The following is a 23285-nucleotide window of genomic DNA, read 5'->3' as shown; positions in this document are numbered from 1 at the left end:
ATCATGACTGCACAGACTCTTCTCGTTGAACTGTTCGTCGAAGAGCTGCCTCCCAAGGCACTCAAGAAGCTGGGCGAGGTCTTCGCCGCCACGCTGGCCGAAAGCCTCAAGTCGCAGGGCCTGGCCTCTGCGGAGTCGACCGTGACGCCCTACGCCTCGCCGAGGCGTCTGGCCGTGCAGGTCCGTGGCGTTGCTGCCAAGGCTGCTGACCGCTCGGTGCAGCAGAAGCTGATGCCTGTGGCCGTGGCGCTGACCGCCGAGGGCCAGCCCACGCCGGCCCTGCTGAAGAAGCTTGCCGCGCTGGGCGCGGATGCTTCCGCGCTGCCGCAGCTCAAGCGCGCGATGGACGGCAAGGCCGAAGCCCTGTTCCTGGACAGCACCGTCGCCGGCGCCACCCTCGCCGAGGGCCTGCAGAAGGCGCTCGACGAGACCCTCGCCAAGCTGCCGATTCCCAAGGTCATGACCTACCAGCTCGCCGACGGCTGGACCGACGTGAAGTTCGTCCGCCCGGCACACCGGCTGGTCGCGCTGCACGGCAGCGAGGTGGTGCCGGTCGCCGCGCTGGGCCTGGCCGCCGGGCGCACCACCTTGGGCCATCGCTTCGAGGCCGCGACGCCAGAGGTGGCCATCACGGACGCTGATGGCTACGCCTCGCAACTGGCCGAGCAGGGCGCGGTCATCGCCAGCTTCGCCGAGCGCCGCGCCGAGATCCAGCGCCAGCTGGCCGCGGCGGCGAAGGCCCAGGGCGGCACGCCGATCGATGACGAGGCGCTGCTCGACGAGGTGACCGCGCTCGTGGAGCGGCCCAACGTGCTGGCCTGTCGTTTCGAGCCCGAATTCCTCGACGTGCCGCAGGAGTGCCTCATCCTCACGATGAAGGCCAACCAGAAGTACTTCCCGCTGCTGGACGAGGCCGGCAAGCTCACCAACCAGTTCCTGGTGGTCAGCAACATCCGCCCGGCTGACGCGAGCGCAGTGGTCGGCGGCAATGAACGCGTGGTGCGGCCGCGCCTGGCCGACGCCAAGTTCTTCTTCGACCAGGACCGCAAGCGCTCGCTGGAGTCGCGCGTGCCGGCCCTGGCCAAGGTGGTCTACCACGGCAAGCTGGGCTCGCAGGGCGAGCGGGTGGAGCGGGTGATGGCCATCGCGCGGGCCGTGGCGCAGCAGCTCGGCGGCGGCGAGTCGCTGGCCCGCCAGGCCGACCGTGCCGCCCTGCTGGCCAAGGCCGACCTGCTGACCGACATGGTCGGCGAGTTCCCCGAGCTGCAGGGCATCATGGGCGGCTACTACGCCCGGCACGACGGCGAACCCGAGGCCGTGGCCTTCGCGGTCGAGGACCACTACAAGCCGCGCTTCGCCGGCGATGAGTTGCCGCGCAACGAGGTGGGCGTCGTGGTCGCCCTCGCCGACAAGCTGGAGACCCTGGCCGGCCTGTTCGGCATCGGCCAGCAGCCCACCGGCGACAAGGACCCGTTCGCGCTGCGCCGCCACGCCCTCGGCGTGATCCGCATGCTGGTGGAGCGCCGGCTGCAGGTGTCGCTGCCGGCGATGGTGAACGCAGCTTTCGCGGCCTTCCCCGCGAGCCATGGTCAGGCGCATGCCGAGGTGCTCAACTTTCTGTTCGACCGGCTGGTCGGCTACCTGCGGGAGCTGGGCTACAGCGCGAAGGAGGTGGATGCGGTGGTGGCCCTGCGCCCCGACATCTGGGCCGAATTGCCCCAACGCCTGGCGGCGGTGCGCGCATTCGCCGCGCTGCCCGAGGCCGAGTCGCTGGCCGCCGCCAACAAGCGCGTCGGCAACATCCTGAAGAAGGTGGAAGGCGCGCTGTCCACCGAGGTGCGCGAGTCCCTGCTGGGCGAAGCCGCCGAGCGCGCGCTGTTCGAGGTGCTGGGCAGCATCCAGCCGCGCTCGGATGCGCTGTTCGACAGCCGCGACTACACCGCGTCGCTATGCGCGCTGGCCGCCATGAAGGCACCGGTCGACGCGTTCTTCGACGATGTGATGGTCAATGCCGAGGATCCGGCGCTGCGTGCGAACCGCCTCGCGCTGCTGGGTCGGCTGCATGCAGCGATGAACCGCGTGGCCGACCTCTCCCGCCTGGCCAGCTAGCCGGACGCCCGCCATGCCCATGCAAGCGCCCAAGCTCGTCATCCTCGGCCGCGACGGCATCCTCAACCGTTTCCGCGAGGACCACGTCAAGGAGCCGGCCGAGTGGGAGTCGATCCCCGGGGCGCTCGAGGCGGTGGCCAAGCTCAACCACTCGGGCTGGCACGTGGTGGTGGCCACCAACCAGTCGGGCATAGGCCGCGGGATGATCGACATGGCCGCCGTCAATGCCGTGCACCTGCAGATGATGAAGCTGCTCGCAGCCAAGGGCGGCCGCATCGATGCGGTCTTCTTCTGTCCGCACACGCCCGAAGACAACTGCGAATGCCGCAAGCCGCTGCCCGGGATGATGCGTGACATCGCGGAGCGCTACGGCGTCGATCTGGAAGACGTCCCGATGGTGGGCGACACGCTGCGGGATCTGCAGGCGGCACGTGCCGCGGGATGCCCGCCGCATCTGGTGCGCACGGGCCGGGCAGCCCATCTCACCGAGGAAGAACTCGCCCCCTGGCTGGCCGCGGTGCCGGGCATGGTCGTGCACGACGACCTCGCCGCCTTCGCCAGCCACCTGCTCCAGCAGGAGCTGGCCTCCCGATTCGCCGTCTGAGCGGCGGCCGCACTCCCTTTCCTGACATGCAACGTCTCGGCTGGATCCTTCGTTCTGCGCTGTTCTTCCTCTTCCTGGCCGTGACGGTGGTGCCCTGGGCGACCTTCGTCGTCATCGTCTCTCCGGTGGTGCGCGGCGCGCCGCTGTATCGCATCTGTGCGGGATGGCTGACCACCGCCATCTGGGGCGCGCGGCTCATCTGCGGGGTGCGCTGGCGGGTGCAGGGCATGGAGAACGTGCCCACCGCCGCTGACAAGCGCGCCGCCGTGCTGCTGGCCCCCAAGCACCAGTCCACCTGGGAGACCTTCGCCTTCCCGATGCTCATGCCTCATCCGCTGTGCTACGTGTTCAAGCGCGAGCTGCTGTGGATCCCCTTCTTCGGCTGGGCCATCGGCAGCCTGGACATGATCCACATCGATCGCAGCAAGCGCAACGAGGCGTGGAGCAAGGTCGCCGAGCAGGGCAAGCGCTACATGAGCCAGGGCAGCTGGGTGATCATGTTCCCCGAGGGCACCCGCACGGCGCGGGGGCAGCAGGGCACCTACAAGAGCGGGGCGACCCGCCTGGCGATCAGCGCCGGCACCCCGGTGGTGCCCATCGCCGTCACCTCGGCCCGCTGCTGGCCGCGCAAGAGCTTTCTGTTGCGACCTGGCCTGATCGATGTGTCCATCGGCCGCCCGATCCCCGTCGTGGGGCGCCAGCCCGACGAGGTCACGCGCGAGGTCGAGACCTGGATCGAAGCCGAGATGCGCCGGCTGGATCCCGAGGCGTACCGCACGCCGGCCTGAACAACTGCCCGGCCTCTAGAATCCGCGCTCATGCCGCGCAGGTTCGTTGCCGATGTGCCCGAGCAGTTGTCACTGTTCGATGTGCCGCCGCCTGTGCCGCCCCGAACCGCCGTCCCGCGACCCACTTTGCCCCAGCCGCCCGCTCCCGTGGCGGCCGCTCCGGTGCCGGTGGTCCACCGCCATCCGCGTGCCGATCGCGAAATCCGCCTTGGCGAATGCCAGGTGGCCTACCTGCTGCGCAGGGCGCGGCGCAAGTCGATCGGATTCACCGTCGGTCCTGAAGGCCTGGCGGTCAGCGCGCCGCGCTGGGTGGGCGTCAGCGAGATCGAATCCGCGCTGCGCGAGAAATGCGCCTGGATCCTGCGCAAGCTGGGTGAGCAACGCGAGCGGCAGCGCCGGCTGGAGGCCGCACGCGTCGACTGGCGCGACGGCGCCACGCTGCCTTTCCTCGGCGAATCCATCATCCTGGTGCTGGATCCGCGCGTCGCCGGTGCCGTGCTCAACACCGACGCCGAAGCCTTGCCCGGCGTGCCGCGGCTGACGCTGCACATCGGCCTGCCCCAGACGGCGCTGCCGGCCCAGATCTGCGACGCGGTTCAGAGCTGGTTGCAGCGCCAGGCTCGCCGAGTCTTCGAGGAGCGCTGTGCCGAGTTCGCGTTGCGGCTGGGCGTCAAGGTCAAGCGCCTGCGCCTGAGCTCCGCCCAGACGCGCTGGGGCAGCGCTTCGGCCGACGGCTCCATCCACCTCAACTGGCGGCTGGTCCACTTCGGGCTGCCCGTGATCGACTACGTGGTCGCCCACGAACTCGCGCACCTGCGCGAGATGAACCACAGCGCCGCGTTCTGGGAAGTCGTGCGATCGGTCATCCCCGACCTGGAAGACCGCAAGGCCCAGCTGCGAGATCCCGTCCTGCCGATCTTCGGCTGACGGCCGTCAACCGGCACGCTCTGTCGCTTCTTGCAGCATGTTTCCCCCCAAAGGGGGATGGTTCGGGCGGCGCTTCGCAGGCACAGTCTCACCATTCGCTGTCATCACGTGTGAGCGAAGGGGCGGTCCAGGGAGGATCGAGCGTATACCGTGTACCCAAGTGGCCGGTCGGCTTGTACAGCCGACCGGCCTTTTTCTTGAGCCCACGGCCGTCTCACGGCTTCAGACCGGTGCGCTGAAGCGCTTCACGCCGTCCGCGCCGGACGTCGGGCGAACCAGTCCCTGGCTCTGCAGCGCGTGCAGATGGGCGATGGCCTCGCCCATGGCAAAGGTCGTCTGGTGCAGGTCCAGCACTCGCTTGAACAGCACCGGCAGCAACTCCGCCGCGCTGGTGGGCTTCTCGCGGCAGGCGGCCAGCGCTTCGGCCAGGCGCTCGTCGTGGTGGCCCTTCAACTGGGCTATCCTCTGGTGCAGGCCGAAGAAGGGCTTGCCATGCGAGGGCAGGACCAGGGTGTCGGGCGGCAATGCCCGCAGGCGCTCGATCGAGGCCAGGTACAGCGGCAGCGGGTCGCCCTCGGGCTCGAGATCGATCACGCTGACGTTGGTGGAAATGCGCGGCAGCACCATGTCGCCCGAAATGAGCACGCCTTGCGCCTCGCTGTGCAGCGCGATGTGCTCGGGTGCATGCCCGAAGCCTGCGATGGCGTGCCACTGGGCCGCACCGATGGCCAGCCGCTGGCCATCCATCAGCCGGCGAAAGGCCTGGGGCACGGACGGCACCATCGAGGCGTAGTAGTTCCGGCGTGCCCTCACCTTGTCCAGTGCTTCAGGATCCGTGAGGCCGTGCTCACCGAAGAACCGCGCCGCGCTTTCGCCGCCGAAGCCGGTGGTCTGCTGGCTGGCCATGCGGGCGGCGTTCCAGTCGGTCGCGCTGACCCACAGGCGGCAAGCCCAGCGCTCGCACAGCCAGTCGGCCAGGCCGATGTGGTCGGGGTGCATGTGCGTCACGATGACCCGCAGCACCGGCAATCCCTCCAGCGCGTGATCGAACACTCGCTCCCAGGCGGCGCGTGTGGCGTCGGTGGCGATGCCGCAATCGACGATCGCCCAGCCGTCGCGGCCATCCTCCGATCGGTCGCGCAGCAGCCACAGGTTGATGTGGTCGAGCGCGAACGGCAGGCCCATGCGCACCCAGCGCACGCCGGGCGCTATCTCGATGGCTTCGCCCGGGGCGGGCAGCGTGTCGCCCAGCGGGTACCGAAGTTGACTCTCGTGCGGATGGATCATGGGTGCCCTTCGGCCCGCGGGGGCTGGGCAGCGGCGCTGCGATCAGGCCGCAGGCGCCAATCGATGAAGACGATCATGGGTGGGGAGTCTCGCGTAGACTGACGTTTACGTTAACGTCAAGTCTATCCATGAGTGCTCCCGCCCGCCCGAAGACGGTCTTGGCCCCGGCCGAAGAGGCCGCGCCGACCTTCACCATCACCGAGCTGGCCCAGGAGTTCGACATCACCCCGAGGGCGATCCGCTTCTACGAGGATGTCGGCCTGCTGCAGCCGGCCCGCGCCGGCCGCAACCGCGTCTACACCCACCGGGACCGGACGCGGCTGAAGCTCACGCTGCGCGGCAAGCGCCTGGGCCTGACCCTGCAGGAAATCAAGCAGCTGGTCGACATGTACGAGTCGGGCAGCGACGAAAGGCCCCAGCTCGAGGCCTTTCTCGGGGTCCTGGGCGACCACCGGCGCCAGCTGGAGCAGCAGCTGGAGGACATCCAGGTGACGCTGGCCGAGATCGCGCAGCATGAGGCGCGGTGCCGCTCGCTCATAGGCGCCAAGAGCGCAAAGGCCGCCAAGGCGCGGGCAAGCGCCAAGGCGGCCTGAAGGGGAAAAGCCGGAGCGCTTACAGCGACAGGTCGATCGCGTCGGACATCATCACCTTGCGCGGCGCCGGCGCGAAGGCGTCTTCCACCGACGTCCTGCTCTTGAAGTTGTCGAGGCTGATCGGGCCGAAGGTGCCCAGGCCGCCGCCGGTGCCGAAGTTCTGGCCGTAGTCGAACTGGTAGACCTGCGTGCCCGACGAGCTCTTGATGGTCATGGTGGCGACATTGCCAGTGAGGACGACCTTCAAGGTGGCCGGGCTGGCCATCGGGGCATCGAGCGTGAAGAACAGGACGCCGCTGTTGTTGCCGACGTAGAAGCCGCCGTGGTCGAACATGCCGCCGCCATCCTGCGACTGGATCTTGACGAAGGCGTTGTTGCCACCGGCGATGTTGCCGACGGCCACTGCGCCGTACTGCAGGCCGGTGCCATTGAGCTGGACCAGCGCCTGGCCGGTGACTCCGGCGGCGGCCTTCTTCAGGTAGCCCAGGCCCGTGTCGCTGCCCTGCAGCTGGTTGTTGGTGATGAACAGGTTGCCCGAGGTGATCACCCACTTGCTTCCGAGCGAGGTGCGGTCGAACTTGTCGCCCGCAGCCAGGGCGGGGGTGGCGATGGCGGCGGCGAGCAGGCTGGCCAGCAGGAAATGACGTTTCATCGGGAGCTCCTGACGTTTGTGGTTAGAGGAGGCGGCAGTGTGGCGAGGCGACTGGGGGGTCCCAATCCCCTGAGCGTGGGGGGCACGTCGCTGAGGCGTTATGATTGACGTTTACGTAAACGTCAACTGCCTGGGTCCCCGGTACCGCTTCGTACACTGGCGCGATCCTCTGCTTGCAGCCGCCCGACGATGTCCATCCAGCTGACTGAACTGTTCGAGAACAACCGCGCCTGGGCCGATGCCACCGAGGCACGCGAGCCGGGCTTCTTCACCCGGCTGCTGAACCAGCAGACGCCGCAATACCTGTGGATCGGATGCGCCGACAGCCGCGTGCCTGCCAACGAGCTGGTCGGCCTGCTGCCGGGCGAGTTGTTCGTCCACCGCAACGTGGCCAACGTGCTGGTTCACTCGGATCTCAACGCGCTGTCGGTGATCCAGTTCGCCGTCGACGGGCTCCAGGTGCAGCACATCATCGTCGTCGGCCATTCGAATTGCGGCGGCGTGAAAGCCGCGCTGCACAACACCCGGCTCGGCCTGGTCGACAACTGGCTGCGCCACGTGCAGGACGTGCGCCACCAGCACCGCGCCTGGCTCGACGGCGTGCCGGCCGAATCGCAGGTCAACGCCCTGGTCGAGCTGAACGTGCTGGAACAGGCGCGCAACGTCTGCACGACGACCGTCGTGCAGGATGCCTGGGAGCGGGGCCAGACGGTCGTCGTGCACGGCTGGGTCTACGGCCTGCACAACGGCCTGCTGAACGACCTGTCGATGACGGTGTCCGCCGCTGCGGAGGTCGAACAGGCCTATGCGACGGCCCTCGCGGGCATCCATGCGCGCTATGCCTGAAGGCGGCCGGACGATGTTCCCTCAGCAGCTGACGGACACCCGCGCCTTCGACATCGCCCACGCGATGCTCGACGGCTTCAACAAGCACTACCGGCTCTTTCGCGAGGTCGGCCGCTCGGCGAAGCAGCGATACGAGCAGGCGGATTGGCACGGCCAGCAGCGTGCGCAGCGCGAGCGCATCGAGTTCTACGACCGCCGGGTGGAAGAGAACGCCGAGCGCCTGCAGAACGAGTTCAAGGCGCACTCGCTGCCGATGGACGTCTGGCAGCAGATCAAGCTGCACTACATCGGCCTGCTGACGAATCACCACCAGCCCGAGTGCGCCGAGACCTTCTTCAACTCGGTGACCACCAAGATCCTGCACCGCAGCTATTTCCACAACGAATTCATCTTTGTGCGGCCGGCGATCTCCACCGAGTACATCGAGAACGACGAGCCCGGCGACGCGCCGACCTACCGCGCCTACTACCCGACGCGCGACACGCTGCACGAAGCGGTCGTCCGCATGGTCACCAACTTCCAGCTCCAGCGGCCCTTCGCCGACCTGGACCGTGACGTGGACGACGTGGTGGCGGCCATGGTGCGAAAGCTGGGCGACTTCCGTCCTCGCGCCAACTTCCAGATCCAGGTGCTGTCCAGCCTCTTCTACCGCAACAAGGGTGCCTATGCGGTCGGCAAGATAGTCAACGGCTTCTCCGAGCTGCCGTTCGCCCTGCCCATCCTGCATGACGCCCAGGGCCAGCTGACCATAGACGCCGCCCTGTTCGGCGAGGATGACCTGCTGCTGCTTTTCAGCTTCGCGCGGGCCTACTTCCTGGTCGACATGGAGGTGCCTTCGGCCTACGTCACCTTCCTGCGCTCGCTGATGCCGCGCAAGCCCCGCTGGGAGCTCTACAACGCGATCGGCCTGCAGAAGCAGGGCAAGAACATCTTCTACCGGGACTTCCTCTACCACCTGCGGCACAGCTCCGACCGCTTCCGCATCGCGCCCGGCATCAAGGGCATGGTGATGCTGGTGTTCGACCTGCCGAGCTTTCCCTTCGTCTTCAAGGTCATCAAGGATTACTACCCGCCGCAGAAGGACACCACGCGTGCCGAGATCATGCGCAAGTACCGCCTGGTCAAGGAGCACGACCGCGTCGGGCGCATGGCCGACACGCTGGAGTTCAGCAACGTGGCCTTCCCGCGCTCGCGTTTCGAGGACGAGCTGATCGAGGAGCTGCAGAAGTTCTGCCCCAGCCTGCTGGAGATCTCCGACCGCGACGGCGACGGCCAGCCCGAGGTGATCCTGAACCACGTCTACATCGAGCGGCGGATGATCCCGCTGAACATCTTCCTGGCCGACGCCACGCGCCAGCAGATGGAGCACGCGGTGCTCGAGTACGGCAACGCCATCAAGGACCTGGTGGCGGCCAACATCTTCCCCGGCGACATGCTGTGGAAGAACTTCGGCGTCACCCGCCACGGCAAGGTCGTGTTCTACGACTACGACGAGATCGAGTACATCACCGACTGCAACTTCCGGCGCGTGCCGGCACCGCGCCACGAGGAGGACGAGATGTCGGGCGAGGTCTGGTATTCGGTCGGCCGGCACGATGTCTTTCCCGAGACCTTCGGCCCCTTCCTGCTGGGCAATCCCGCGGTCCGGGAGATCTTCATGAAGCACCACGCCGAGCTGCTGGACGCCGATTTCTGGCAAAGCCACAAGCAGCGCATCGCCGCCGGCCATGTGCATGATGTTTTCCCCTACGACCCCGACAAGCGCTTCTCGGTGCAGCGGCGGGGCGGCGCGCGCAGCGCGCACTTCTGAATTTCCTGAGTTCTCTCGCAAGGAGTTTCCCCATGGCTGATTCCATCGTCATCGCCTCCGCCGCGCGCACGCCCATCGGCGGCCTGCTCGGCGATTTCTCGTCCCTCGCCGCCTGGGAGCTCGGTGCCGCGGCGATCAAGGCCGCCGTCGAGCGCGCCGGCGTGCCGGGTGACGCCGTCGACGAAGTCCTCATGGGCAATTGCCTGATGGCGGGCCAGGGCCAGGCGCCGGCCCGCCAGGCCATGCGCCGCGCCGGCCTGCCGGATTCGACCGGCGCCGTCACCCTGAGCAAGATGTGCGGCTCGGCCATGCGCTCGATGATGTTCGCCCACGACATGCTGCTGGCCGGCTCGGCCGAGGTGATGGTCGCCGGCGGCATGGAGAGCATGACCAACGCGCCGCACCTGATGTTCGCGCGCAAGGGCGTCAAGTACGGCTCGGCCGCGATGTACGACCACATGGCCATGGACGGCCTGGAAGACGCCTACGAGCGCGGCAAGGCCATGGGCGTGTTCGCCGAGGCCTGCGTCGCCAAGTACCAGTTCAGCCGCGAGGCGATGGATCAGTTCGCGATCTCGTCCACCCTGCGCGCCAAGGCGGCCAACGAGGATGGCAGCTTCGAATGGGAGATGGCCCCCATCACCCTGCCCGGCAAGGCGGGCGACACGGTGGTCAAGTTCGACGAGCAGCCCTTCAAGGCCAAGCTCGACAAGATCCCCGGCCTGAAGCCCGCGTTCAAGAAGGATGGCGCCATCACCGCGGCGTCCTCCTCCTCCATCTCCGACGGCGCCGCCGCGCTGGTGCTGATGCGCGAGTCCACCGCCGCGCGGCTGGGTGCGAAGCCGGTGGCGCGCATCGTTTCGCATGCGGTGCATGCCCAGGCGCCCGAGTGGTTCTCCACGGCGCCGGCAGGCGCCATCGCGAAGGCGTTGAAGAAGGCCGGCTGGACGTCGAGCCAGGTCGACCTGTGGGAGGTCAACGAAGCCTTCGCCGCGGTCACCATGGCAGCCATGGCCGAGTTCCAGCTGCCGCACGAGATCGTCAACGTGCACGGCGGCGCCTGCGCGCTGGGCCACCCCATCGGCGCCTCGGGGGCCCGCATCGTGGTGACGCTGCTGGGCGCCTTGCGCAAGCAGGGCAGGAAGCGCGGCGTCGCGGCCCTGTGCATCGGTGGCGGCGAGGCCACGGCGATGGCTGTCGAGCTGCTCTGACATGCTGCAGGCGCTCGGCATCCACGACCTGGCGCTGTTCACGCTGACGGTGTTCGTGCTCAACGCGACACCAGGCGTCGACATGCTCTACACCGTCAGCCGCACGCTCACCGGCGGATGGCGCGCGGGCCTGGCCGCCACGCTGGGCGTGTGCGCGGGCTGCGTTGTGCACACGCTCGCGGCGGCCTTCGGCCTGGCGGCGCTGATGGCAGTCTCGGTCTGGGCCTTCTCGATCGTCAAGTGGGCCGGCGCGGCCTACCTCGTCTGGCTGGCCATCGGCATGCTGAGGCAGGCGCTGCGAGGCGAGGCCGCTGCGGCTGCAGCCCGGCCTTTGACGAGCGCGTCCTTTGCTGCCGTGTTCCGGCAGGGCGTCCTCACCAACGTGCTGAACCCGAAGGTGGCGCTGTTCTTCCTGGCCTTCCTGCCGCAGTTCATCACGCCGGGGTCGGGGCACGAGACCGTGGCCTTCCTCGTGCTGGGCGCGTGGTCCATCGTGCAGGGGATGTCGTTCCTGCTGGGGCTCGTCGTCATCACCGCCTCCCTGCGGCGCCTCGGCGGCTCGCCCGGGCTCAAGCGCCTGCTGAACGCGGCGGGCGGCGTGTTGTTCCTCGGCCTGGCCGGGCGGCTGGTGCAGGCGGAGGTCAGGCCATGACACCGACCGTGCTGATCGTCGGGGCCTCGCGAGGCATCGGCCTGGAGCTGGCGACGCAGTACCTGGCCGACGGTGCGCGGGTCTTCGCCACTGCGCGAGACGACGCTTCGCTGGCGCGCCTGCGCAGCCTGGGCGCGCGCGTGCTCAGGCTGGACGTGACGGATGCGGCCAGCGTGTCGGGCCTGGCCTGGCAGGTCGACGGAGAAGGTTTCGACACCATCGTCGTCAATGCCGGGGTCTACGGCCCCAAGACCAGCGGCCTCGAAACGCCCACGGCCACCGACTTCGACCGCGTCATGCACACCAACGTGCTCGGTCCGATGCGCGTCATCCCGCAGCTGGTCGATGCGCTGGCCGAAGGCGCGCGGCTGGGCGTCATCTCCTCGCGCATGGGCTCGATGGGCTTGCGCGCCGGCGCCGACGGCTGGCTCTACCGCGCTTCCAAGGCCGCGGTGAACTCGGTGCTGAAGGATGCTTCCATCGCCCTGGCCGGCCGGGCCATCTGCGTTGCGCTGCACCCCGGCTGGGTACGCACCGACATGGGCGGCGACGGCGCCGACCTCGACGTGGCCGAGAGCGTGCGCGCCCTGCGCAACACCCTGGCCGCGCTCACGCCGGCCGACAACGGCCGCTTCCTGAACCATGACGGCCAGGGCCTGGACTGGTGATGCCTGCTGACGCGGCATGGGCCGGCGGCGCGGGGGCGCGGGCAGGCAAGCGGCCCTTGTTTCGCCGGCTGCTCCGCGGGCTCGTCGGTGTCCTGGCCGCGGTGCTCGCCCTGGCCGCTGCATGGGTGGCCAGCAACCTTGTCGACAGTGCTCCCACGGAGCTGCCTTCCGTCCTGCGTTTGCCGGCCCCCGCTGTGCCGGACGAGCGCAATGCCTTCTTCGTGCTGGTTGGTGTCGCCGCGCCGCCAGGGGCGGATCCGTCAGCGTGGGGTCGTGAACAGTGGAGCGCCAACGAGGATGGCGCACGTTCCTCATGGCAGGCAGTGAAGCAGCCGTTCGAGGGAATGCTGGATTGCGCGGAGGCAGACCTCGGGTGCAAAGCGGCCCTCGAGCGGGATTCCGCCAGACTGGCGGACGAAGTGGGGCGTCATGCAGAGCTGGGTCGCCGTTGCCTTGCGGCCATCGACGACATGCCCTTCGAGGAACGGCTGCCGCCAGTCGAAGAGGCGCAGCGCATGCTGCTGCGCAATGCGTCGCACGCGCTGGGGGCGTCCACGTGTGGGCGCTGGTGGGCTGGGGTCGCACTCTCGGCTGCGGCGCGCGGCGACAGGGTGGGCGTGGCCGACGCCCTGGATCACGCCAGCCGCCTGGGCAACGCGTTGCTCGCCGGCAGTCGAAGCCTGCTGGGCCACGCCGTGGCCTGGGGCGTGGCTCGCCGCACCTGGCGTGTGGCGGCCGCCATCGTCGCGGCCTATCCCTCCCTGCTCGAGCCCGCCAGTCGGGCGACGTCCACCCTGTCCGAAGGAGCGACTGACGCCACGCGCTGGATGGCCTACGAAGCAAACTTCGCGCGGGCGAGCATCGCCGAAGCCACGGGCGCTGCCTGCCGGACCCCGCTTGAAACCGTGAGCCCGGACCGTGGCTGGGGAGACCGGCTGGTGTGCCTCGGCCTGCTCCCCAACCTCACCAAGACCCGGAGCGATGCCGTCTGGCTCCAGGCCCTCGCCGCAGTTCGGCAGGGTTTGCCGCCGGCCCTGTCTCGTCCGCCTTTCGTGGAGCCTCAGTCCGACTGGCCCCGCCTCGCGTGGCGCAACACCTTGGGTGGTGTGCTGCTCGACATCGGCACGCCGCTTTACGCGCCCTATGTCGCGCGGCAGGCCGACGTGGCGCTGCACCATGCGGCACTGCAACTCGCCTTCGCCCTGACGCGGGAACACGTCCCGGTCGACCGGCGACCGGCCTGGCTCGACACACAGGTTCTAGCGCCGCAGCTTCGCGGGCGCACCCGGTTGGAAGGCGACGTGCTGGTGGTGGATCACCTCGGCGCCACCCGTGGCATGAACCGCCCCCAGGATCTCATTCGCATTCCCCTGGCTCGCGTGTGACGGCGGGCCCGTTTCCAACGACTTTCCAGCAGGACATCACATCATGTTGCTCAGCGACGACCACCGTGCCGTGCAGGACGCCGTCCGTGCCTTCGTGCAGGACCAGATCGCGCCGAACGCGGCGCGCTGGGACAAGGAGCACCACTTCCCGGCCGCCGAGCTGAAGGGGCTGGCGGAGCTCGGCTGCTATGGCGTCGCCGTGCCCGCCGAGTACGACGGTGCCGGGATGGACTACCTCTCGCTGTCGCTGATCCTGGAGGAGATCGCGGCCGGAGACGGGGGCACGTCGACGGTGGTCAGTGTCAACAACTGCCCGGTCTGCTCCATCCTCATGGCATTTGCCGACGAGGACCAGAAGCAGCGCTTCCTCAAGCCCCTGGCCCGGGGCGAGATGCTGGGCGCCTTCTGCCTCACCGAGCCGCATGTCGGCTCCGAGGCGGGTGGATTGCGCACCACCGCCACGCGCGATGGCGACCACTACGTGCTCAACGGCGTCAAGCAGTTCATCACCTCGGGCCAGAACGGCGACCTGGCCATCGTGATGGCGGTGACCGACAAGGCGGCGGGCAAGAAAGGCATCTCGGCCTTCGTGGTGCCGACGAACACGCCTGGCTACGCGGTGGCGCGCATCGAGGACAAGATGGGCCAGCACTCCAGCGACACCGCCCAGATCCTGTTCGAGAACTGCCGCGTGCCGGTGTCCCACCGGCTGGGCGAAGAGGGGCAGGGCCTGAAGATCGCGCTGTCGGGTCTGGAGGGCGGGCGCATAGGCATCGCCAGCCAATCGGTCGGCATGGCACGGGCGGCTTTCGAGGCCGCGCTGAAGTACGCCAAGGAGCGCGTGGCCTTCGGCCAGCCGATCTTCGAGCACCAGGCGGTGCAGCACAAGCTGGCCGACATGGCCACCCAGATCGAGGCCGCGCGCCAGCTGATCTGGCATGCCGCCAGCCTGAAGGACGCCGGCCGCCCCTGCCTGAAGGAGGCCGCGATGGCCAAGCTGTTCGCCAGCGAGATGGCCGAGCGCGTGTGCTCCATGGCAATCCAGGTCCATGGCGGCTATGGCTACGTCAGCGACTTCCCGGTCGAGCGCATCTACCGCGATGTGCGCGTGTGCCAGATCTACGAAGGCACCTCCGAGGTCCAGAAGATCCTCATCGGGCGCGCCCTGGCCTGATCAAGTGTTCTGTGCCGCGCCGGCAAACTCACTGGTCAGGCCGGTTGTTTTACATGTTGATACGTCCACGTAACTCGATAGAAGGTGGACACGCCGGACATCCCCCTATAGTTGGGGAGAGACGGCCGAGAGCAAGAACCAGCGACGACGTGTGACTGGTTCCCGAGGCCCTGCGGGAGGAGCGCGTTGGGAGTCGTTCGAATCGGTATCGTGGGGGTCGGCTCGCGTGGCCTGACCGTCCTGGAACGCATCGTGGCCCATGAGCGGCAGCACCAGTCCGGCGAACTGGAGGTCTTCCTCTTCGATCCGGATCCTCCGGGTGCCGGTTGCCACGACCCTCGCCAATCGAGCGTCCACCTGGTCAACACGGTCGCCGGCCAGCTCACGCAGTTCTGCGACGCGTCCGTCGTCGGAGCCGGGCCGGTGATGAGCGGTCCGACCTTCTTCCAATGGCTGCAGGAGCAGGCCCGGATGGGCCTGGAGCCTTCGCTGTCGGGGGCGGAGATCAGTCCCGATGCCTACTACCCCCGGGGCTTGTTCGGTCGATATCTCATGTGGGCCTTCCGTTACGTCCGTGCCTTGGCCCCGCCGCACCTCCACATTCACTTCAAGCCGACCGAGGTGGAGCACGCCCGCCGGGAGCCCAAGGGTCACTGGGCGCTGAAAGCCGGGCACGAGGAGGTCCATGTCGACCATCTCTTCCTGACCACCGGACACACCAAGCCGATGTCGTCGCGGGCCCGCCTGCCGGTGGCGGCGGCCGCTGGCCCCCGCGGCACGCTGGTCGTCGACGATCCCTACCCCATGGCGGCGAAGCTGGCCGGGGTCTCGGCGGGGATGACCGTCGCGGTGGAGGGCATGGGCTTGACCGCCTTCGACGTGGTGGCCGACCTCACCGTGGGGCGAGGGGGGCGTTTCGTGACGGACCCGGACTCGCGAAGGAAGGCCTATGTGCGCTCGGGCCACGAACCGCGCCTGCTGCTCTTCTCCCGCTCCGGCCTCCCGCTGAGTGCGCGGGCCGTCAACCAGAAGGGCGTGTCAGGGCAGTACCGCGCGCACTTTCTTCAATTGGCGAAGGTGCGGGAGTGGGCTGCCCAGCGAAAGCTCGACTTCGTCGAAGACGTGCTGCCGCTGCTGGCAGCCGACATGGAGTACGCCTGGTGCGATGCCTACCTGCGCGAGCACCAGGGCGAGGCGGCAGCGCTGCGGTTCGGTGAGCAGTTCGCCGCGGCGGCCGATGCGCATCAACGCCGGGAGCTCGTCGCCCGCCACATTCCCCTTGAGGACAGGTTCTCGTGGGGCGCCCTTGCGCAGCCGGTGCCTGCGCACGCGTTGGGCGGGCGCGAGGCTTACGAACGGTGGTTCATCGAGCACCTTCGCCACGACGTGAACGAGGCCCGCAAGGGCAATCGGGGCAGTGCGTTGAAGGCCGCCTGCGACGTGCTGCGAGACCTGCGCGACAACCTTCGCGCGGCCATAGAGTTCGGCGGCCTCACCGAGGCTTCCCATCGCTGGGTGCTGGCCGAGTTCCTCCCCGTCATGAACCGCCTCGCCGTCGGGCCGCCCGAGTCGCGGATCAGCGAGATGCTGGCGCTCATCGAGGCGGGCGTGCTCGAAGCGGGCTACGGCCCGGGCGCGGCCTGCGAGGCTTCGGCTCCCGATCGGCGGAGGCGCATTCGCGCCAGGCACTGGGAAGCCGCATCGCCCCCGGTCGATGTGCTCGTCAAGGCCAGGATCTCGATGCACAGCCCGGCCGAGGATGCTTCGCCGCTGCTCCAAGGCCTGCTGGCGGACGGTCACGTCCGCCTGTTCCACAACGAGGGGTTCCATCCCGGCGGCATAGACATCGATCGACAGCACCACTGGATAGCCCGCGATGGCAGCGTCATCGAGAACGCCTGGGCCCTGGGCATCCCGACCGAAGGCTCGAAGTTCTGCACCTTCGTCATCCCGCGGCCGGGCGTCAACTCCACCGCACTCGTGGACGCCGGCCGGGCGGTCGGCCGGATGTTGTCCATGGTCCGCGGCGGGCAGGCGGCATCGCCTTGCGGTCCGCCCGAAGCCCTGCCCAGCGAAGAGGAGGCCTTCGCCACCGCCTCGCTGTTCGGTGCGCTTTGAAGCGCGGTCCCTGTCGCGGCGGGCGCCGGATGTCGTCTCGGAAAGGGGCCGGGCTTGCTTGAGCGGGTGTTCAACCGCCTGAGCCTGGCGGGCCTGTGCGCGACCTTCATCGGCAACGGCATTGGCCGCTTTGCCTTCATCGCGCTGATGCCGGCGCTGGTCGGGGCCGGCTGGTTCAGCAAGGCCGAGGCCTCCTACCTGGGAGTCGCCACGCTGGTCGGCTATGTCGTGGGCGCGCCCCTGGCCGACTGGCTGGGAAGGCGCCTGTCCAGCGCCACGCTGCTGCGCGGTGCCATGCTGGTGTGCACCGCGAGCTTCTTCGCGTGCGCCGTCGAGGGAGCCGCCATGCCGTGGTACGGCTTCTGGCGGACGATGGCAGGCGTCAGCGGCGCCGTCCTGATGGTGCTGCCCGCGGCGGTGGTGCTGCCGGCGCACAGTCCACGGGTCCGCGGCCGGGCGAGCGGGGTGGTGTTCTCCGGCGTCGGCCTCGGGGCGGTGGTGTCCGGGTCGCTCGTGCCGCTGCTCGTCACCGGCGCCGCCTGGTCGGGCCTTTCCAGCCTGCGGGGCGTTTCCGGGGCCTGGATCGGCATGGGTGGCGTGTGCCTCCTGGCGACCGTGCTGGCCTGGAGGCCCTGGCCCGTGGAGCAGAAGGCAGAAGCGACCGGTGCGGCGAGCACCCCCGAACCGCTTCCTTCTGCGGTCCGGATGACGGTGGGCCTTCTCCTGCTGGCCTATGGCCTGAATGCAGTGGGCTACCTCGCGCACACCATGTTCTGGGTCGACTACCTCGTGCGCGAACTGGGCCTGCCGCTGGCCGCCGGGGGCGCCTACTGGGCGATGTTCGGCATCGGTGCGGCGGCCGGGCCGCTGCTGACCGGCACGCTGGCGGATTCGCTGGGCCTCAGGCGCTGCCTGCTCGCGGGCTTCGTCCTCAAGGCAATCGCGGCTGTCCTGCCCGTGCTGAGCAGCAGCCCGGCGGCGCTGTTCGCTTCTTCATTGCTGATGGGCATCTTCACGCCGGGCATCGCTTCGCTCGTCTCGGCATATGCCCTCGATCGCGTAGGGGCCGCGCACCACCGCAAGACCTGGGGCCTGCTCACCACCGGCTTCGCACTGGCGCAGGCTGCGGGTGGTGCCCTGATGGCGTTCGCGGCCTCGAGGATCGACTCCTACCAGCCGCTGTTCTGCGCCAGCGCAGTGGCCCTGCTCGGGTCCATCGCCTGCATCGCGGCGAGCAGCCGCCCCAGCTCCCAGCAGGATCCCGTTCCCGGCGTCGGTCCGTCCGACGACGCCGTTGCCAACCCAGCCGACTGAAACCCATGCAGTACCCCAAGTTCGGAACCCTCGTCCTCAGCGCCTTCCTGAGCCTGTCGTCCCTCCCGGCCGGTGCCGAGATCCGCATCGGCCAGACCACCGGCATCACCGGCCCGGTGGCGGCCTCGGTGGCGGACATCAACCTCGGTGCCAAGCTGTACCTGGACGATGTGAATGCCGACGGCGGCATCGCGGGCCAGTCCATCGATCTGGTCACGCTGGACGACAAGAACCAGCCGGATCTCAGCCTCGAGAACGCGAAGAAACTGGTCGCGGATTCCAGGGTCGTCGCCCTGTTCCTCAACCGCGGGACGCCCCACACCCAGGCCATCATGCCGGTGCTGGAGGAGGCCAGGATCGTGCTGCTCGCGCCGTCCTCCGGCGCCATGGTGCTGCACCAGCCGGTCAACCCCTGGATCTTCAACGTGCGCACGACCTACCAGGCGGAGTCCGAACGCCTGGCGCGCCACCTCGGGATGACCGGGATAGAGCAGGTCGGGCTGTGCTACGTGAACGACTCCTTCGGCACCGATGCGATGCAGGGTGCGCTCAAGGTCTTCAAGGCGGCCGGCAAGACGCCCGCCGTCAGCGAGCCGATCGACAAGACCAAGCCCGACTACACGACCTGCATCAAGAAGCTCGTCGAGAAGAAGCAGCTGGCCGTGATCATGATCGGCTCGCCGGTGTCGGTCGCGGCGGGGATCAAGGCTTTGCGCATCGGCGGCGGCTCGTCCATCACCGTCGGCACGCTGTCCAACAACGCGTCGACCGGCTTCGTGAACGATCTCGGCCGCGACCGGACCGGGGTGATCGTGAGCCAGGTGTTCCCGTCCGAGCGCCATCTGGCGACGCCCATGATTGCCGAGGCCAGCCGACTGGCTGCCGCGAAGGGGATCAAGGAACTCACGCCCGCCATGATCGAAGGCTATGCCGCGGCCAAGGTGCTGGTCGCCGGCCTGAGGAAGGCCGCCGAGGGCAACGGCCAGATCACCCGGGCCAGCTTCAAGCGCGCACTCGAGGCACTGAACCACGCCAACATCGGCGGCGGGGTAGGCGGCGTGGAGCTGACCTACGGCCCGAACGACCACTCCGGCCTGGCCTACGTCGACCTGTCGTTCATCAGCGACGACGGGACGTTCCGGCGCTGAGGCGGCAGGGGCCTTGGCATGACCCCGGCGTAGCCATCAGAAGGGCACCACGTCGGTGGGGTACTTCCAGAAGTCCCGTAGCAGGTAGTTCATCGGCAGGTTGAGCGCGGCTGCCTTGGGGGGGATGGGCTTTTCGAACCACTTCTCGTACAGCGCGTAGGCCTCGTGGCTGTGGATCAGGCGCTTCATCTCGTCGTCGACGAGGTGCTTCAGGCCCGGGTCGTCCTTGGGCAGCATGATGGCCAGCGGCTCGATCGTCAGCAGCTTGCCGACGACCTTCAGCCGGCTCGGGTCGGGACGGCCGGCGATGAGACCGTAGAGCTGCACGTCGTCCATCGCGAAGCCGTCGGCCTCGCCCTTTTCCACCATCTCGACGGCGCGGGCGTGGTCCGGCGCCTCCAGGACCTGGATGCGCAGCATGCGCTCGCGGTTGGCCTGGTCGATCACCTTCATCGGCGTCGTGCCCTTGGTGGACACCAGGCGACGACCCTCGAACTGCGGCAGCTCCTCGAGCTTGGTGTCGGCACGCACCATGATCCGCGCGCCGGTGATGTAGTGCGGCACGGTGAAGGCCACCTTCTGCCGGCGCTCGGCGTTGTTGGTCGTGGCGCCACACTCGAGATCGGCCTCGTGCTGTTCGATGACGGCGATGCGGTTGGCCGGCGTGACGAGCTTGAAAGCCACCGGCAGGTTCTTCAGGCCCAGGTCCTTCCTGAGGGCCTCGGCGAGCCGAAGGCAGATGTCCATCGCATAGCCGATCGGCTTCTTGTCGGCATCGAGGTAGGAGAAAGGCACCGAGGATTCGCGGTGCGCCAGGACCAGCGTGCCGCCCTGGCGAAGGCGGTCGAGCACGGGCGAGGGCGGTGTGGCCGCCGCGGAGGCGGCGAACGCCGGGGCGGCGGCCGGTGGCGCGCTTTGGGCGTCGATGGAAAACGTCAAAACGGCAAGTGCCGCGAGGACTGCGCGCCGCGAGGCGGGTTGAAAGAGGGTTGGCATCGGGGAGTGCTGTCGTCGGATCCGGGTAACTACGGATTCTCAGTGTCCGCATGCAGATCGGTGCCAGCGCCGGGACCCAGTTCGGCAGCTTTGCACGGCGTCGCCGAGCCTGTTCCCCGAGGCGGTCCGGCCCCTGTCGCCCGGGTGAGCGGGCCCCCTGTCGGGCCGTCCGACTTCGTCGTATCGTCTGCCGCATGAAAGCGCCGATCGACTTCTACTTCGACTTCTCGTCGCCCTACTCGTACATCGCCAACGAATGGATAGACGCGCTGGCGGCGCGTCACGGCCGCACCGTTCGACGCCAGGCCATCCTGCTGGGGGTGACCTTTTCCGCGGCGGAGCTTCGCAGCCCGGTCGCCTACCCGATCAAGCGGGACTATGCGTTCCGCGACTTCCAGCGTTCGGCCGGCTTCGAGCGCGTGCCCTTCACCCAGCCCGAGCCCTTCCCGATCCCGACCCAGAACGCCGCGCGCGTCTTCTGGTGGCTCAAGGACAGCGAGGGCGAGGACGCTGCCGCCTCCTGGGCGCGCGCCGGCTTTCGCGCCTACTTCACGCGCGGCGTGCCGCTGAACGAGCCGGCCTCGCTGAAAGCCCTCGCGGCCGAAGCCGGCCTGGACGCCGATGCGGCGGAGCACGCCTGGAACAACCCGATGTGGAAGGAGCGCCTGAAGCGCGCCAACGAAGAGGCGATAGCGGCCGGCGTGTTCGGCGCCCCTTACTTCGTCATCGACGGCGAGCCCTTCTGGGGCAACGACCGAAAGCCGCAGATCGAGCAGTGGCTGGCGGCCGGGCCGTTCTGATCCGAGCGGCGGCTTGCCGCTCGGATCAGAACGGGCCCGTGGGGCCCGAACGTAAGGCTTCCCCAGGCCCCTTCCGGGAAGGGGCTCCAGCTTGTTGGGCCGCTCCCTCCGGGCCTCCCTCCAGGAGGGAGGTTCCAGCATGTTTGACGAGCCGGCCTGGCGGCCGGCGCAGGGCCGCGCCGCTTGTCTTGCGCGCAGCTGCTAGAGCGCGCTGATCGCGATGACCTTGCGCTCGGGCGCAGGGGCGGCTGCAGGCGCTTCGCCGGACGCAAAGCGTTGCAGCAGGTCGGTCTGCTGGGCGCGGGCGGTGGCGAGGTTGGCCAGCTTCACGTGGCCGTAGCCGCGGATGCGCTCGGGCAAGCGGGCGAGCGCCACGGCGGCGGCATGGTTGGCCGTGGACAAGGCCGGCAGCAGCGTGCCGCGTAGCAGCTCCTCATAGTCGTCAGCGAGCTGCCGTTCGAGCTTGCGCTCCTCGGTGTGGCCGAAGGGATCGAGCCAGGTGCCGCGCACGCGACGCGCCTGCGCCAGCCAGCGGAAGGCGGTCATCATCCACGGCCCGAAGCGCATCTTTCGGGGCCGGCCGTCGGGGCCGGGCCGCGCCAGCAGCGGCGGTGCCAGGTGAAAGTTGAGCGTGCCGGACTCGAAGGTCTCGGCCAACGCGGCCTGGAAGCGGCCATCGGTGTAAAGACGCGCGACCTCGTACTCGTCCTTGATGGCCAGCAGGCGAGAGAACTGCCGAGCCACGGCCTCGGTCATCGGCGTGCCATCGATGCCGAGCGCGGACTCTTGTGCGTGCACCGCATCCACCAGGGCCTGATAGCGCCTGGCGAGTGCCTCGTCCTGGTAGTCGGTGAGGAAAGCCACTCGCCGCTCGACCAGGCCGCCGGTGCCGAAGAGCTGGCCGGCCCCCGGATCCTCCACCGTCTTGTGGCCGGCCAGGCGCTCCAGCGCCGAGGGGTCGACGGCCGCGATGCGGCCCAACGCAAACGCCACCTTGTTCGATTCGATGGCCACGCCATTGAGCTCGATCGCGCGCAGCAGCGCGGCCTCGCCGACCGGCACCAGGCCTTTCTGGAAGGCTGCGCCGAGCATCACGATGTTGCTCGGCATGGTGTCGCCCATGAGCGCTTGCGCGATGGCTTGCGCGTCGAGGGTCGACACGCGTTCGGTGCCGGCGGCGTGATGCAGCTTGGCGAGCAAACCTTTCGCCTGCAGGCTCGCATCCGGATTGCGCACGAAGGCCGCGGTGGCCAGCTCATGCGTGTTGGCCAGCACCACGGTGCGCCCGTGCTTGACCGTGCCCAGCGCGTCGCCCGAGGCGCCCACCACCATGTCGCAGGCCAGCAGCACGTCGGCCTGCTGGGTGTCGATGCGCACCTGGTTCAGCAGGTCCGGCGTCGGCGCCACGCGCACGAAGCTCAGCACCGCGCCGCCCTTTTGCGCGAAGCCCATGAAATCCAGCACCGAGCTTTGCTTGCCTTCCAGGTGCGCGGCCATGGTGATCAGCGCGCCCACCGTCACCACCCCCGTGCCGCCCACGCCGGTCACCAGCATGTCGAACGGGCCGGTCCAGTCCCAGGGCGCCGGCGGGCCGATGCGGCGGATCTCGGCGGCCAGGTCTTCGGCGCTGAAGGCCGCGCCGGCACGCTTTTTCAGCACCGCGCCTTCGACCGTCACGAAGCTCGGGCAGAAGCCGTTCAGGCAGGAGAAGTCCTTGTTGCACGAGCTCTGCTCGATCTGGCGCTTGCGGCCCCAGTCGGTCTCCACCGGGATCACGCTCAGGCAGTTGGAGGCCTGGCCGCAGTCGCCGCAGCCCTCGCACACCGCCTGGTTGATGAAGACGCGGCGCGGCGGATCCGGGAACTCCTTTTTCTTGCGGCGCCGGCGCTTCTCGGCCGCGCAGGTCTGGTCGTAGATCAGCAGCGTCACGCCTTCGACCTCGCGCAGCTCGCGCTGCACCGCATCCATCTCGGTGCGGGGGAAGAAGGTGGTGCCGGCGGGGAACTCGCCGTGGTGGCCGTCGTACTTGTCGATCTCGTCGGAGACGATCACGACGCGCTTGGCGCCCTCGGCCTGCACCTGGCGCGCGATCTCGGGCACGCTGATCGTGCCGTCCACCGGCTGCCCGCCGGTCATCGCGACCGCGTCGTTGTACAGCAGCTTGTAGGTGATGTTGGTCTTGGCCGCGATCGCCTGGCGGATG

At 68.7% G+C, this 23285-nt stretch carries 20 protein-coding genes; 16 read left to right on the top strand and 4 right to left on the bottom strand.

The genetic code is table 11. The features are described 5' to 3' along the window. Positions 1–3 precede the first annotated feature (3 nt). Genes glyS through ACS5PM_RS06940 form a run of 4 tightly spaced genes read left to right on the top strand, consistent with a single transcriptional unit; the run spans position 4 to position 4428 of the window. Complete coding sequence (gene glyS / locus ACS5PM_RS06955; protein WP_439386873.1) at positions 4–2109, top strand: glycine--tRNA ligase subunit beta; 2106 nt, start codon at positions 4–6, stop codon at positions 2107–2109. 13 nt (positions 2110–2122) lie between these two features. After that, positions 2123–2713, top strand: a complete 591-nt coding sequence (gene gmhB / locus ACS5PM_RS06950; protein WP_439386872.1) for a D-glycero-beta-D-manno-heptose 1,7-bisphosphate 7-phosphatase — start codon at positions 2123–2125, stop codon at positions 2711–2713. A 26-nt stretch (positions 2714–2739) separates the two neighbouring features. After that, complete coding sequence (locus tag ACS5PM_RS06945; protein ID WP_439386871.1) at positions 2740–3501, top strand: lysophospholipid acyltransferase family protein; 762 nt, start codon at positions 2740–2742, stop codon at positions 3499–3501. 30 nt (positions 3502–3531) lie between these two features. Next, the gene (locus tag ACS5PM_RS06940) at positions 3532–4428 is read left to right on the top strand and encodes a M48 family metallopeptidase (RefSeq protein ID WP_439386870.1); all 897 of its coding nucleotides are present in this window, start codon (positions 3532–3534) and stop codon (positions 4426–4428) included. Between the two features lie 222 nt (positions 4429–4650). On the opposite strand, the gene ACS5PM_RS06935 is transcribed toward ACS5PM_RS06940, so the two are convergent. Then, on the bottom strand, positions 4651–5712 hold the full coding sequence (locus ACS5PM_RS06935) for an MBL fold metallo-hydrolase (RefSeq protein ID WP_500684345.1): 1062 nt from the start codon (positions 5710–5712) through the stop codon (positions 4651–4653). Positions 5713–5843: 131 nt separating this feature from the next. Between ACS5PM_RS06935 and ACS5PM_RS06930 the strand changes: the two genes are divergently transcribed. Next, a complete protein-coding gene (locus ACS5PM_RS06930) occupies positions 5844–6308 on the top strand; it encodes a MerR family transcriptional regulator (protein WP_439386868.1) in 465 nt (154 codons plus the stop codon). 19 nt (positions 6309–6327) lie between these two features. Here the strand turns inward: ACS5PM_RS06930 and ACS5PM_RS06925 are convergent, their stop codons facing one another. Further along, a complete protein-coding gene (locus ACS5PM_RS06925; protein WP_439386867.1) occupies positions 6328–6960 on the bottom strand; it encodes a hypothetical protein in 633 nt (210 codons plus the stop codon). A gap of 189 nt (positions 6961–7149) precedes the next feature. Here ACS5PM_RS06925 and can point away from each other — a divergent pair, with 189 nt between their 5' ends. From can to ACS5PM_RS06875, 10 genes are all read left to right on the top strand, one after another. Further along, positions 7150–7806, top strand: coding sequence for a carbonate dehydratase (gene can / locus ACS5PM_RS06920; RefSeq protein ID WP_439386866.1), 657 nt, complete (start codon positions 7150–7152; stop codon positions 7804–7806). A 13-nt stretch (positions 7807–7819) separates the two neighbouring features. Beyond that, positions 7820–9616 (top strand): bifunctional isocitrate dehydrogenase kinase/phosphatase, encoded by a 1797-nt coding sequence (aceK, locus tag ACS5PM_RS06915; protein ID WP_439386865.1) that lies wholly within the window; start codon positions 7820–7822, stop codon positions 9614–9616. 32 nt (positions 9617–9648) lie between these two features. Next, positions 9649–10827 (top strand): acetyl-CoA C-acyltransferase, encoded by a 1179-nt coding sequence (locus tag ACS5PM_RS06910; protein ID WP_439386864.1) that lies wholly within the window; start codon positions 9649–9651, stop codon positions 10825–10827. A gap of 4 nt (positions 10828–10831) precedes the next feature. Next, complete coding sequence (locus ACS5PM_RS06905) at positions 10832–11479, top strand: LysE family translocator (RefSeq protein ID WP_439387287.1); 648 nt, start codon at positions 10832–10834, stop codon at positions 11477–11479. After that, entirely contained in the window at positions 11476–12147 is a 672-nt protein-coding gene (locus ACS5PM_RS06900) for an SDR family oxidoreductase (RefSeq protein ID WP_439386863.1), read from the top strand. The genes ACS5PM_RS06905 and ACS5PM_RS06900 overlap by 4 nt, the downstream gene beginning before the upstream one ends. Beyond that, on the top strand, positions 12147–13532 hold the full coding sequence (locus tag ACS5PM_RS06895; RefSeq protein WP_439386862.1) for a hypothetical protein: 1386 nt from the start codon (positions 12147–12149) through the stop codon (positions 13530–13532). Before ACS5PM_RS06900 ends, ACS5PM_RS06895 begins: the two co-directional genes overlap by 1 nt. A gap of 43 nt (positions 13533–13575) precedes the next feature. Then, positions 13576–14706: an acyl-CoA dehydrogenase family protein gene (locus ACS5PM_RS06890; RefSeq protein ID WP_439386861.1), complete on the top strand. Its 1131-nt coding sequence runs from the start codon at positions 13576–13578 to the stop codon at positions 14704–14706. A 186-nt stretch (positions 14707–14892) separates the two neighbouring features. Further along, positions 14893–16824: an FAD/NAD(P)-binding protein gene (locus ACS5PM_RS06885; RefSeq protein WP_439386860.1), complete on the top strand. Its 1932-nt coding sequence runs from the start codon at positions 14893–14895 to the stop codon at positions 16822–16824. A 54-nt stretch (positions 16825–16878) separates the two neighbouring features. Further along, complete coding sequence (locus tag ACS5PM_RS06880) at positions 16879–18138, top strand: YbfB/YjiJ family MFS transporter (RefSeq protein ID WP_439386859.1); 1260 nt, start codon at positions 16879–16881, stop codon at positions 18136–18138. A 5-nt stretch (positions 18139–18143) separates the two neighbouring features. After that, a complete protein-coding gene (locus ACS5PM_RS06875; protein ID WP_439386858.1) occupies positions 18144–19286 on the top strand; it encodes an ABC transporter substrate-binding protein in 1143 nt (380 codons plus the stop codon). Between the two features lie 36 nt (positions 19287–19322). On the opposite strand, the gene ACS5PM_RS06870 is transcribed toward ACS5PM_RS06875, so the two are convergent. Further along, positions 19323–20225, bottom strand: coding sequence for an amino acid ABC transporter substrate-binding protein (locus ACS5PM_RS06870; RefSeq protein ID WP_439386857.1), 903 nt, complete (start codon positions 20223–20225; stop codon positions 19323–19325). A 251-nt stretch (positions 20226–20476) separates the two neighbouring features. Here ACS5PM_RS06870 and ACS5PM_RS06865 point away from each other — a divergent pair, with 251 nt between their 5' ends. Beyond that, positions 20477–21082: a 2-hydroxychromene-2-carboxylate isomerase gene (locus ACS5PM_RS06865; protein WP_439386856.1), complete on the top strand. Its 606-nt coding sequence runs from the start codon at positions 20477–20479 to the stop codon at positions 21080–21082. 201 nt (positions 21083–21283) lie between these two features. Here ACS5PM_RS06865 and ACS5PM_RS06860 read toward each other — a convergent pair. Continuing rightward, positions 21284–23285 (bottom strand): indolepyruvate ferredoxin oxidoreductase family protein (locus ACS5PM_RS06860; RefSeq protein ID WP_439386855.1); only part of this gene is annotated, 2002 nt, incomplete at its 5' end.

Source organism: Ideonella flava (assembly GCF_051857595.1).
In the GTDB taxonomy this organism is placed as follows: Bacteria; Pseudomonadota; Gammaproteobacteria; order Burkholderiales; family Burkholderiaceae_C; genus Ideonella.
Note: the sequence above shows the minus strand (reverse complement) of the source record. Positions and strands in the feature narration are given on the sequence as shown.